Raw genomic sequence first — 12,118 nt, 5'->3', positions numbered from 1 at the left:
CACATGGGGCGCCGCTTCTTTGATTTGAAGATCGACGTATACGTGCCCGGCCGTTGGTACCTGTCGGACCCTCAGAATCCCGCCGGAGACGAAATCGAGGACATCTGGCAGTTCATCCAGGGGAAGCCGGTCGAGCTGGCCGAGCGATTGCGCATCCCGCTCTACCAAGCGGGGGCTTCACTGGACTTCACGACCGCGGGGGCAGGGCAGGCGCCGATTGTCAGTGACCGGGTCGCGTCCCTGTTCCGCCAGATGGCTCCCGAGGATGTTCAGCTCTTTCCTGTGGACGTCGAGGGAGAAGCTGGGCCTTTCTTCCTGCTCAACGTGGCTCGCGAGATTCGGTGCATCGATGACGCCGCATGCGCGGCGGTCCAGATTCGTACCGCGGACGAGTACACGGAGCGGGTCGGGGAGTATCGTTCAGTGTCCAGGTTGCGAATCGACAAAGCGAAGGTTGGCGACGCTCGCGTGTTCCGGACCTGGGGATGGCACGCTCCCATCATCGTCGATGAGGACCTCAAGGACGCGCTGGAGGCCAATGGTATCTTCGGCGGCAGATTCGACGAGGTCTGAGCAAACGCCTCGAAGTCTCGTCAGTCCCGCAGGTCGCCCCCCAGCAGCCAGACCAGCAGCGTGATGGCGAAGCCAAGTCCCGAGCAGGCGAGGCCCGCGATGGGCATCCAGCGCAGTCTCGCGAGCTCGGGCGTCTTCTCCACGCGGCTCATCATCACGAGGTTCATGATCACCGCGCCCGCCTGCAGGATGAAGCAGAAGGGGAGCAGTGACAGCACGCCCAGAACGAAGCCCGTGATGACCGTCGACTTGCTGGTGCCCTCCGCCGCCGGCACGACGCGCGAGCGCAAATCCCAGCACGTCGGACACATGGGCCGGGCCTCCGGCCGCACCCGACGCTCACACGCCGGGCAGATGAACGTGCCACAGCGCAGACACACCCAGCTCGCCGCGGACTCCGGATGCGCCGCGCAGCTCGCTCCCTCCGGCGGTGCCTCCACGCTCATGCCGAGCGCACCTCACGCGCCGGCATCGCCCGCGAGGCCTGTCCCGCCTGGAGATGCCTCAGGATGGCGGACGCCGCCTCGTCGCTGGGAAGCCGCAACGTGACCTCCCGATTGTCGATGCGCACCACCTGCGGCACCTTCCCCTGCACCACCGCGGAGTACGCCACCACCGGGATGAGCACCGCCACCAGGACCCCCACCATCAGGTAGCTCCCGGTCTGCGTGTTCCCGGCGAACGCGAAGATGGCGCCGCACAACACGGCGATGGTCCCCAGGAACGACAGCCCGAAGACGAGCTTCGCGCGCTTCCACTGCGCCCAGCCCTCCTCGCTGAACGGCAGCGTCCCCTGCGCCCGCTTCGTCAGCAGCATCGCCACCAGCAGCACGATGAGCGCCGCGAACGGCACGAAGATGAGCAGCCAGCGCGGATACCACGAGAACTTCACCGGCTGGAACGTGATGCCTTCCGTCTGCCCCGTGATGACGCACACCCGGGGCAAATCGAACTCACTGAGCTCGTTCTTGGGAATGACGACCTGACGCATGGCCGTCCTTCTAATCCACCGCTTCCCTCGAACACCAGCCAGCCCCTCAAGAGCTGCAGCTCACCACCAGGTGCCGACCCCAGGCCGGCGGCGCCACCGTGTACTCCTCGTACTCGGGGCGCTGGGTGAACGGATCCGCCAGTGCGGACAGCAACCGCACGACCTCCGAATAGTCCCCCTGCCGCGCCCGCTCGATGGCCGCCTGCGCCATCCAATTGCGCAGCACATACCTGGGATTCACCCGCTCCATCCGCCCCCGGCGCTCCTCGTCCACGCTCCCCTCCGCCGCCAGCCGCGCCCGGTAGCGCTCCGCCCACGCGTCGAACGGCACGCGGTCCGCGAACATCGCCCCCGCCTCCTCCACCCGCCCGAGCGCCCGGAAGAAGCGCGTGTAGTCCACCGCCGCCTCGGCCATGACCGAGAACAAATCCCCGACGAGCGCCCGGTCCTCCTCGCGCGCCTCCTGGAGCCCCAGCTTCTCGCGCATCGAGGACAGGAACTGCGCGCTGAACGTCGGCTCGAACGTGGCCAGCGCCGCGCGGGCCTCGTCCTCGGTCATCAGCGTCAGCAGCGCCTCACCCAGACACGCCAGGTTCCACATCGCGATGCGCGGCTGCTGGTCGAACGCATACCGGCCCCGGTGGTCCGAGTGGTTGCAGATGAACCCCGGCTCGAAGTCATCCAGGAACCCAAACGGCCCATAGTCCAGCGTGAGCCCCAGGATGGACATGTTGTCCGTGTTCATCACCCCGTGCGCGAAGCCCACCGCCTGCCATCGCGCCACCAGCCGCGCCGTGCGCTCCACCACCTCCGCGTAGAACCGCGCATACCGCCCCTCCACCCCGGACAGGTGCGGGAAGTGCCCGTCGATGACGTGGTCCGCCAGCCGCGCCACCTGCTCGGGCTGCTCCGTGTAGTGGAAGTACTCGAACGTCCCGAAGCGCACGTGCGAGGGCGCCATCCGCACAATCATCGCGCCGGTCTCCACCTCCTCGCGGTACACCGGCTCATCCCCACCAATCAGACACAACGTCCGCGTGGTCGGGATGCCCAGCCCGTGCATCGCCTCACCGCACAGGTACTCACGGATGGACGAGCGCAGCACCGCGCGCCCATCCCCACCCCGCGAGAACGGCGTGGGCCCGCCTCCCTTCAGGTGCAAATCCCACTTCGCCCCGTCCGTCGTGCGCACCTCGCCCAGCAGCAGCGCGCGCCCGTCTCCCAGTCGAGGCACATACACGCCGAACTGATGCCCGGCGTACACCATGGCGAAGGGCTCCATGCCCGGCAGCGGCCTGCCCCCGCCGAAGGCCTCGACGAACTCCGGCCGCCGGGCCTCCTCCGGCTCCAACCCCAAGAGCCGCATCGCCGAGGGGTTCACGCTCAACAGCCGGGCGTTCGGGAAGGCGCGGGGCGCCACCCTCGCTCCAAATCCAGACGGCAGGCGGGCGTAGGTGTTGTCGAAGACGAGTTGTTCGAGCGTGGGCATGACGGAGGACAACAAGCGGGGACGCGGCCGTCGTCCGGCCGCATCCCGGGAGGACGACTCAGGGAACCTTCATGCCCCGCTGCACGGCAGGGCGGCTGCCCACGCGCGCGAGCCACTGCGGCACGCGCGTCAGGCCCGCGAACAGCTCCGGGAAGTAGCTCTGCATGCCCGCCACCCACGGGTACAGCGAGATGTCCGCGATGGAGTACGCCCCCGCGACGTAGTCACCCTTGCCGAGCTGCCCGTCGAGCACCTTGAGCAGTCGCTTCGACTCCTGCGTGTACCGGTCGATGGCGTAGGGAATCTTCGAGGAGTGGAAGCGCGCGAAGTGGTTGAGCTGCCCGAACATGGGGCCCACGCCGCCCATCTGGAACATCAGCCACTGCGTCACCTGCGCCTTGCCGCGCAGGTCCGAGGGCATCAGCTTCCCCGTCTTCTCCGCCAGGTACAGCAGGATGGCGCCCGACTCGAACACGGTGATGGGCTGTCCACCCGGGCCTTGCGCGTCGACGATGGCCGGAATCTTGTTGTTGGGATTGACGGCCAGGAACTCGGGCTTGAACTGCTCGCCCTTGGAGATGTCCACCGACTTCGCGGTGTAGGGCAGCCCCAGCTCCTCCAGGGCGATGGAGACCTTGCGCCCGTTGGGCGTGGCGAACGTGTACAGGTCAATCATGGTGTGCTGACTCCCGTGAGCCGCGCGCTTTCGCGCCAGAGTTGCTCTGCGAGGGCGTCGTCCCGCGCGGCCGCGGACGGCTTCCTCTTCTTGCGTCGGACGAAGTACTTCCCGGAGACCTTCTCCACGTCGGGCGAGGTGGCCAGGTAGATGGACGTCCTGGCGCCGCCGGCCGGCGACAGGAAGAACGGCCCGCCCAGCTTCACGATCCACTTGAAGAAGCCCAGCGTGTTGTGCCCGAAGCCCGAGCGCACCACGCCCGGGTGCACCGCGTTCGTCGTCACGGCCGTGCCCTCCAGCCGCTTCGCCAAGGCGTGCGTGAACAGGACGTTGGCCAGCTTCGACGTGGCGTAGACGCGGAAGCCGTCATAGCGGCGCTCGCTCTGCAGGTCGTCGAAGTCCAGCTTGCCGATGTAGTGCACGTCCGACGACAGGTTGATGACCCGCGCGGCGCCGCTGGCCTTGAGCGTGTCCAGCAGGAGGTTCGTGAGCAGGAAGGGCGCCAGATGATTCGTGGCGAACGTCGCCTCCAGCCCATCCACCGTCACCTGTCGCCGGTCGATGATGAGCCCCGCGTTGTTCACCAGCACATCCAGCCGCGAGTAGCGCGAGAGGAACACCTTCGCCAGCGCGCGCACGGCGGACAGCGAGCTCAGGTCCGCGAGGATGAAGTCGACCCGGGCGTCCGGCGCCTCCGCCTTGACGGCGTCCACGGCGGCCTGGGTGCGGGTGGCGTCACGGCCCACGAGCACCACGGTGGCGCCCAACCGGGCCAGGGCCTTCGAGGTCTCCAGGCCGATACCGCCGGTGGCCCCGGTGATGAGGCACACCTTCCCGTCCATCCGTGTCTCGGCGCTCATATGACGTCCCCAGGATTTCGAGGACGCCTTCTATATGCCGACGCGGGCCCGGACGCTCGTGGAAGCGCCGGGCCCGTGTGGAAGGGAGGACCCTTGTCGCGGCCTCAGGCGTTGGTGGGGCGCGAGGGCTCGGCGCCGGCGTCCCGGCCACCCTTGCCGGGGCGCATGCCCGGGCGCGCGCCGCCGTTGAGGTGGCTCTCCAGGAACCACATGTCCAGCTCCACGTCCCCGAGCACCTGGGTGAGCAGGTCCACGGTGATGGGCTCCTCCAGCTCGTCGCAGCGCTGGATGCCGCCGCGGATGGAGGCCGCGTAGCGGGCGAAGCGGTCCACCAGGGCCTTCAGGTGGTCCTCGCTCTCCACCGCCTTGAGGTCGTACTCGGGCAGCTCGCTGTTCTTGGCGGCCAGGCGGATGGTGCCCTCGGCGTAGCCGCCCAGGGTGCCGGCGCGCTCGGCGAACTCGTCGGCCTGCTTGCGCGCGTGCTTGGCCAGGTCGTCGAACAGCAGGTGGCGGCTGTAGAAGTGCGTGCCCCGGATGTTCCAGTGCGCTTGTTTGATCTGCCAGTGCAGGTCGATGGAGTCGGCCAGCAGCGTGTTGAGCAGGTCGATGATCTCCTCACGCTTCTCACTGGGGACATTCACATGGCTGGGAAAGTTCATGGTTTGGCGCTCCCTCCAGAAAGCTTTCCGAAGAGTGGGGATGACCTCCCACATGCGCCATGGCGCCCCATCACGCCCGCAGAGCGGCCGGCCGACCGGGCGGTCTCCCCGACGACACGTGGCGGCCAGCCCCGTCGTGAGCATCGCGAGGCGCGCCCGGGTTCCCTGGAAGACGGGCCTGCTCACGGGGTCGCGATGACGCGGCTCCAGGCCCCCTTCGTCGTGGGAGGGACCGGGTAGGGGCTCGGGGCCGGACATTTCGAGCGGCGAAGTGCTTCTTCTCGGGAGGCACTGGAGGCAGACTTCAGGTGTGTCCCGGCGCTCCTCGTGGTCCATCGCGGTCGTCCTGTCGCTGCTCCTGCACGCGGCGCTCTTCGTGGCGCTGTCGCGGATGAGCGGACCCGTGCCCGCGCGGCGGACGGCGACGGTGACGGAGCTGGACATCGTCTACGTGCCCATGAAGGCACCGCGGCAGGTGGCCACGCCCGCTCCGGCGACGAGCCCCTCCGCGCCGCAACCGCCGAAGCCCCCGCGCAAGGCGGAGCGTCCGCCGGCGGACATCGCGAAAGCGCCCGCCACGCCGCCGTCCTCGCCGTCGACGGAGCCCTCGCGGGTCGCGCAGGCGCCCGGTGGCGGGAAGAGGGAGGACGCGCCCGGTTCCGAAGAGCTGCCCGCGGATGCTCCGCGCGCGAGCGGGCCGGCGATTTCACTGATGCCCAAGGGCTGGGTGGGCGGCATGCCGGTGGGCCCGTCGCAGTCCGGGCGGACGCTGCGCAACAACGGCGACGCGGGGACGGACCCGAGCGTGATTGCGCGCGAGCAGGCGGAGGAGGCCCAGGCGCGCGTGGATGGCTGGGCGGCGGACGCGGCGGCCTCGGCGCGCGCCGAGAGTGGCGCGGTGAATCCTTACTTCACGAACCTCCAGGACCGGTTCGCCAAGAAGCTGGTGAACCCGCCGTCGCCGGACCTGAAGGTGCTGGCCTCGCGGATGAAGCGCGAGCAGGTGGACGCGGTGAAGCGCTTCGGTGAGACGGGCTCGCCCTACGTGGCGACGAAGCGCGACCGCCGTCTCGAGGAGCGCAACCGCATGCAGGCGGCCGTGGAGGCGGGGCGCGCGGCGAACATGTTCATGGTGGATGTCACCGAGCCCATCCTGGCGCTCGCCGCGGTGGTGGAGGTGCGGCAGACGCGTGAAGGTGAGCTGGTGGACCTGCGCGTGCTGGAGGGCTCGGGTGACCCGAAGTTCGACCAGTGGGCCGTCGCGCACCTGAAGGAGGCGCTGGCCAGCGCGGACGCGCCCCCGGAGTCGGGCCATGGGCTCCGCTCGGACGGGCTGCGCAGCCGCTGGCGCCTGGAGGAGTACGTGGGCAACCCGCGCGTGAAGGTCATCCTCATCGGCGTGTACTGAGAACGGCTCAGCGCTCCGTGTACACGGGCTGGCCCTGGGGCGCCGTGCCCTCGGTGGCGTAGCCCTCCTTCACCCAGTACTCGATTCCTCCCAGCATCTCCTTCACGCGGAAGCCGAGCGCGGCCAGCTTCGCCGCCGCGCGAGTGGAGCCGTTGCAGCCCGGGCCCCAGCAGTAGGTGACGATGACGTCGTCCTTGCTCAGGCCGGCGGTGGTGGTCTCGGAGATGCTCCGCGTGGGGAGGCTCCGCGCGCCCGGGATGTGGCGCTCCGCATAGGCGTCCGGCGAGCGGGTGTCCACGACGACGAAGCCCTTCTTGCCGCGCTCCAGGTCCAGGTGCACGTCGGCGGCGTCCGTCTCCACGGAGAGCTTCGCGAGGAAGTGGCGGCGGGCCTCCTCGGGTGACGCGGCGGGGACTTCGAGGACGAAGGAGAAGGGCGTGGTCATGGGAGGGCTCCTGGTGGGTGGGCCGTGACGCTCGGAACAGTGCGCTCCAAGTGGCCCATGGGAAAGCACCACTTCGGTGCACAGGGGTGGACCATTTCACGAGGCCCGGTTACGTGAGGGGCCATGCCGAAGCGCTCCCAGGGCGTGCCCCTGTCCTTCCTGATGCTGGACTCGAGTCGGGGGACAGGCCCGCTGCATCGGCGGCTCTACGAGCGGCTGCGCGAGGCCATCCTCTCGGGGACGCTGGCACCTCGGAGCCGGCTGCCCTCCACGCGCACGCTCGCCCGGGAGCTGGGGCTCTCGCGAGGCACGGCGGAGGAGGCCTTCGCGCAGCTCGACGCCGAGGGCTTCCTGGAGCGGCGCGTGGGCTCGGGGAGCACCGTCGCGCTGCCGGAGCATTCACGCGCGCCCCGAAGCACCCCAGTGCGAGGTGGCTCGCCACGGGCCCGGGGCGATGGGCTCTCCCGTCGGGGACGGCGGATGGCGGGTGACGTGCTTCCACCTGAGCCTCGGGACGTGCGTCCCTTCACGCCCTGCCTCCCCGCGCTGGAGCTGTTTCCGGCGAAGGCCTGGGCGCGCGCCGTCGCGAGGCAGGCGAGGGCGTGGGGGCCGGAGCGGATGCTCCACGGTGAGCCCGAGGGCTTTCGTCCCCTGCGCGAGGCCATCGCGGCGCACCTGGGGCCCGCGCGCGGCGTGCGCTGTGACTGGCGTCAGGTGCTGGTCTTCTCCAGCACACAGCATGCGCTGGATTTGACGGCGCGGCTGCTCCTGGATGAAGGCGACGGCGTGTGGCTGGAGGAGCCGGGCTATCTGGGCGCGCGCGTGGTGTTCGAGTCCGCGGGCGCGCGGCTGCATCCGGTGCCGGTGGACGCGCAGGGGCTCCAGGTGGACACGGGCAGGACGCGGGCGCCGAGGGCGCGGCTGGCGTACGTCACACCCTCGCACCAATACCCGCTGGGCGTGACGATGAGCCTGCCGAGGCGACTGGCCTTGCTGGAGCATGCGCGGGCCTCCGGGATGTGGGTGCTCGAGGACGACTACGACAGCGAGTTCCGCTACGCGACGCGACCGGTGGCGGCCATGCAGGGCATGGACGCGGTGGGGCGGGTGCTCTACGCGGGGACGTTCAACAAGGTGATGTTCCCCTCGCTGCGACTGGCCTTCCTGGTGGTGCCCCAGGGGCTGGTGGAGCCCTTCACCGCCGCGCGCGCCTCGACGGAGGGGCACACGCCCACGCTGCCGCAGGCCGCGATGGCCGACTTCATGGACTCGGGCCACTACGTCACCCATTTGAGACACATGCGGCAGGTCTACTCGGAGCGACGCGATGCGCTGTTGGATGCATTGCGACGTGAAGGCAATCCCAGCCTTCGACCCGGCGCGGCGGAGGCGGGAATGCATGTCACGGCATTCCTGGCGTCCGGGTGTGAGGACCTGGCGCTGGTCGAGCGGACGGATGCGAGGCGCCTGGGCGCACGCCGGCTGTCGCCGCTCTACCTGGGACGCAAGCGGGAGCAGGGATTGGTGCTGGGGTTCTCGGGGGCGAGTCCCGCCGGCCTCCGCGCCGCCGTCCGGGAGCTGGTCCCACTGCTCGCGGAGAGCGAGGCGTCACCTCACCTCAGCGCGCCTCGTCCTCGAAGATGAAGTCGGTGATGCTCTTCCAGGTGGCCTCGAACTGGGGCCGACGGAAGCCGGAGCCGGAGATGAGCCAGTCCACGTGTGGCGGCTGGTGCGCGGGCTGGTCGAAGTGGCCGATGGCATCCAGGTGGTCCGCGCGCACCGCCGCGAGCACGCGTCCGTAAACCTGCGAGCGCGTGGGGACGATGCCGTCACACGCCGTGGGCCCCGGCATCGCGCCATACGCCTGCACCAGCGCCGCCGTCTGCGCGGGCGAGTGCAGCGGCAGCGCCGTCAGCGGCATGCGCTGCGTCTGTCCATATACGAACGCGTAGATGGTGTGCGTGAGCTGCGCGTACGGGTCCAGGCCCGCGGACACCCGCGTGCGCAAGGACGGCGGCCTGGCCTGCGTCACCACCGAGCCGTAGCGCACGCCCGGCCGGTCCACGGTGCTCGCGTTGAACAGGTCGATGCCCTCCGGCGTGAGCTGCGGAATCAGCGACGTGTCGTTGCCCACGTCGCTCAGGAACTTCGACACCGCGTCGCGCCGCTCGGAGGAGAAGTCCCCCAGGAGCTGGTCATAGAGCTGGTCCAACAGCGTCTGCTTCCAGCCGAGCTGGTCATCCGCGCGCGCCATCAGGTGCCCGAAGCGGAACACCACCCGCAGCGGCAGCCGGCCAAAGCGCAGCACGTACACCGTGAACAGCGACAACAACTTCAACAGCCGCTGACCGAACAGCCCCAGGAAGAACGACGCCAGCGGCGTGCCCGCGTGCGGCGTGGACACCGTCACCACCGAGCGCACCCTGCGTGCGAACGGCTCCAGCTCCAACCCCTCCGCCAGCTGCGCGCCGGGGCTCGCGAACAGCCGCGCGTCCAGCCCACCCGTCGAGTGCCCCACCAGGTGGATGGGCCCGTCGTCCCCACCCGCCGTCTCCTGCACCACCTTGAGCAGGTCCGCGGTGCGCGTGCGGATGGACGCCGTCGGATGGGACAGGACGATGGTGACCTCCGAGTCCGTCATGCCCCGCCGGGCCAGCTCCGCCTTCAAGTAGTCGAGCGCGTGTCCGAAGTAGACGAGCTCGCCCAGGTTGATGAACCCGAAGAAACCGGGGACGAGATAGATGTGGTGCTTCGCGGCCATTGCCTCCACCATACCTGACGCGCCGCGTGATTCCCCTCGGGAATGCTGCCGCCGAGCGGGCGTTGTGCGGCGCCTTTCTCTCTCGACTTCCAGAAGGATGAACACCCGTGGACCGTGCACTGCTCGCACTTGGCCTGCTCCTGTCGCTGCCCGCCGTGGCGGACGAGGGCATGTGGACCTACGACGCCTTCCCCGTGGAGGCGGTGAAGAAGGCCCATGGTTTCACGCCGACCCAGGCGTGGCTGGACAAGGTCCGGCTCGGCTCGGTGCGTCTGGCGGGCGGCTGCTCCGCCAGCTTCGTGTCCCCGGAGGGGCTGGTGATGACCAACCACCACTGCATCCGAGGATGTATCGAGGACTTGGCCTCGCCCAAGGAGGACCTGCTGGCCAAGGGCTTCCAGGCCCGCACGCCCGCCGAGGAGCGGCGCTGCCCCAAGGTGGAGGCCAACCAGCTGGTGAAGATGACGGACGTCACCGAGCGGATGAACACGGCGACCAAGGGCCTGTCCGGCGCGGCCTTCAACACCGCGCTCAAGAAGGAGATGTCCGCGGTGGAGTCCGCGTGCGCCACGTCCACGGACGTGCGCTGTGACGTGGTGACGCTGTTCAACGGCGGCAAGTATCACCTCTACGAGTACCGCCGCTTCCAGGACGTGCGCCTGGTGTTCGCGCCCGAGTTCTCCATGGCGGCGTTCGGCGGGGACCCGGACAACTTCAACTTCCCGCGCTTCGGCTACGACGTGGCCTTCCTGCGCGTGTGGAAGGACGAGCAGCCGGCGAAGAGCCCCGACTACCTGCCGTGGGCGAAGACGGGCGCGAAGGACGGGGACCTGGTCTTCGTCTCCGGCCACCCCGGCGGCACCGAGCGCAAGGCGAGCGTCGCGGAGCTGGAGTTCCAGCGCGACGTGAACCTGCCCTACACGCTGCTGATGCTCGCGGAGGTGCGCGGCAAGCTGAAGGAGTACGCGAGCACGTCGCCGGAGCGCTTCCGCACCACGCGCTCCAGGCTGCGCGGCGTGGAGAACGGGCTGAAGGCCCTGCGCGGCCGGCTCCAGGCGCTCGCGGACCCGGCGCTGCTCGCGAAGAAGCGAGAGGACGAGGCGGAGCTGCGCCGGCGCGTGGAGGCCAACCCCCAGGTGAAGGCCGCCACGGCGGGGGCGTGGGAGGAGACGGCGAAGGCGCTCGACACGTACCGCCGCATGCTGCCCGAGTACCGCATGAAGGAGGCGGGGGACGCGTACGGCTCGGAGCTGTTCGGCATCGCCCGGCAGCTGGTGCGTCTGTCGGAGGAGCAGGGCAAGCCGAACGCGGAGCGCCTGCGCGAGTACACGGACGCGCAGCTGCCCTCGCTGCGTCAGCAGCTGCTCAGGAGCGCGCCCATCGCGCTGGAGCTGGACGAGTCGATGCTCGCCTTCGGCCTGGGCCGGCTGCGGGAGACCCTGGGCGCGGATGATCCGTTCGTGCGCGAGGTGCTCGGCACGGAGTCCCCCGAGGGGCTGGCCCGCGCGCTGGTGCGCGGCACGAAGCTGGGCGACGTGAAGACGCGCAAGGCGCTGCTCGAGGGTGGCAAGGCCGCGGTGGACGCGTCCAAGGACCCGATGCTGCTGTTCGCGCGCAAGGTGGACGGCCCGGCGCGCGAGGTGCGCAAGCGCTACGAGGACACGGTGGAGGCGGTGCTCAAGCGCAACGGCGAGCGGCTGGCCAAGGCGCACCTCGCCGTGTACGGCACCTCGGGCTACCCCGACGCGACCTTCACGCTGCGCCTCAACCCCGGTCAGGTGAAGGGCTGGGAGGAGAATGGCCGTCCGGTGGCGTCGCTGACGACGTTCGGCGGGGCCTACGCGCGCCACACCGGCAAGGAGCCCTTCAAGCTGCCCGACACGTGGATGAAGGCGAAGGGCAAGGTGCCCGACGCCACGCCCCTGGACATGGCCACCACCAACGACATCATCGGCGGCAACTCCGGCTCGCCCGTGGTGGACCGGGACGGGCGCGTGGTGGGGCTCATCTTCGACGGCAACCTGCACTCGCTCGGCGGGCGCTACGCCTATGTCCCGGAGACGAACCGCGCCGTGGCGGTGCACGGGGATGGCATCCTCGCCGCGCTGGAGCACGTCTACGGCGCGGCCCGCGTGGTGCGCGAGCTGAAGGCAGCCAGCGACGTCGAGGCCCCACCCGCGAGGTAGGTTGGATTCAGGACGCTTCCTCTCGGCTTCCTCAAGCTGTGAGAAGTCGATACCCCGAGGTGTCCTCGCT

12 protein-coding genes are annotated in these 12,118 nt (G+C 69.7%); 4 read left to right on the top strand and 8 right to left on the bottom strand.

Annotated elements, in window-relative coordinates; genetic code table 11:
- The first annotated feature begins 3 nt into the window (after positions 1–3).
- A complete protein-coding gene (locus OWM54_RS16395; RefSeq protein ID WP_267698110.1) occupies positions 4–573 on the top strand; it encodes an imm11 family protein in 570 nt (189 codons plus the stop codon).
- Between the two features lie 20 nt (positions 574–593).
- On the opposite strand, the gene OWM54_RS16390 is transcribed toward OWM54_RS16395, so the two are convergent.
- The 6 genes from OWM54_RS16390 to dps form a co-directional block, all read right to left on the bottom strand.
- Positions 594–1,019: a B-box zinc finger protein gene (locus tag OWM54_RS16390; RefSeq protein WP_267698109.1), complete on the bottom strand. Its 426-nt coding sequence runs from the start codon at positions 1,017–1,019 to the stop codon at positions 594–596.
- Complete coding sequence (locus tag OWM54_RS16385; RefSeq protein WP_267698108.1) at positions 1,016–1,564, bottom strand: hypothetical protein; 549 nt, start codon at positions 1,562–1,564, stop codon at positions 1,016–1,018. Before OWM54_RS16385 ends, OWM54_RS16390 begins: the two co-directional genes overlap by 4 nt.
- A 46-nt stretch (positions 1,565–1,610) precedes the next feature.
- Positions 1,611–3,053, bottom strand: a complete 1,443-nt coding sequence (locus tag OWM54_RS16380) for a protein adenylyltransferase SelO (protein ID WP_267698107.1) — start codon at positions 3,051–3,053, stop codon at positions 1,611–1,613.
- Between the two features lie 58 nt (positions 3,054–3,111).
- Positions 3,112–3,729: a glutathione S-transferase family protein gene (locus OWM54_RS16375; protein ID WP_267698106.1), complete on the bottom strand. Its 618-nt coding sequence runs from the start codon at positions 3,727–3,729 to the stop codon at positions 3,112–3,114.
- Positions 3,726–4,589, bottom strand: a complete 864-nt coding sequence (locus OWM54_RS16370; protein ID WP_248542505.1) for an SDR family oxidoreductase — start codon at positions 4,587–4,589, stop codon at positions 3,726–3,728. Before OWM54_RS16370 ends, OWM54_RS16375 begins: the two co-directional genes overlap by 4 nt.
- A gap of 104 nt (positions 4,590–4,693) precedes the next feature.
- A complete protein-coding gene (dps, locus tag OWM54_RS16365) occupies positions 4,694–5,302 on the bottom strand; it encodes a DNA starvation/stationary phase protection protein Dps (protein ID WP_255510368.1) in 609 nt (202 codons plus the stop codon).
- Positions 5,303–5,558: 256 nt separating this feature from the next.
- On the opposite strand from dps, the gene OWM54_RS16360 reads away from it, so the two are divergent.
- Positions 5,559–6,656, top strand: a complete 1,098-nt coding sequence (locus tag OWM54_RS16360) for a ferrichrome ABC transporter substrate-binding protein (protein WP_267698105.1) — start codon at positions 5,559–5,561, stop codon at positions 6,654–6,656.
- Between the two features lie 7 nt (positions 6,657–6,663).
- Here the strand turns inward: OWM54_RS16360 and OWM54_RS16355 are convergent, their stop codons facing one another.
- Positions 6,664–7,101: a rhodanese-like domain-containing protein gene (locus OWM54_RS16355; protein ID WP_267698104.1), complete on the bottom strand. Its 438-nt coding sequence runs from the start codon at positions 7,099–7,101 to the stop codon at positions 6,664–6,666.
- Between the two features lie 123 nt (positions 7,102–7,224).
- Between OWM54_RS16355 and OWM54_RS16350 the strand changes: the two genes are divergently transcribed.
- The gene (locus OWM54_RS16350; RefSeq protein WP_267698103.1) at positions 7,225–8,745 is read left to right on the top strand and encodes a PLP-dependent aminotransferase family protein; all 1,521 of its coding nucleotides are present in this window, start codon (positions 7,225–7,227) and stop codon (positions 8,743–8,745) included.
- On the opposite strand, the gene OWM54_RS16345 is transcribed toward OWM54_RS16350, so the two are convergent.
- Positions 8,720–9,862, bottom strand: a complete 1,143-nt coding sequence (locus tag OWM54_RS16345; RefSeq protein ID WP_194869405.1) for an esterase/lipase family protein — start codon at positions 9,860–9,862, stop codon at positions 8,720–8,722. The two genes, OWM54_RS16350 and OWM54_RS16345, sit on opposite strands and share 26 nt — an antisense overlap.
- Positions 9,863–9,969: 107 nt before the next feature.
- Between OWM54_RS16345 and OWM54_RS16340 the strand changes: the two genes are divergently transcribed.
- Positions 9,970–12,048: a S46 family peptidase gene (locus tag OWM54_RS16340; RefSeq protein ID WP_223745947.1), complete on the top strand. Its 2,079-nt coding sequence runs from the start codon at positions 9,970–9,972 to the stop codon at positions 12,046–12,048.
- The last annotated feature ends 70 nt before the right edge of the window (positions 12,049–12,118 follow it).

The organism is Myxococcus sp. MISCRS1 (assembly GCF_026626605.1).
Lineage (GTDB): Bacteria > Myxococcota > Myxococcia > Myxococcales > Myxococcaceae > Myxococcus > Myxococcus fulvus.
The sequence above is the reverse complement of the archived record's forward strand: the minus strand, read 5'-3'. Positions and strand labels throughout refer to the sequence as shown.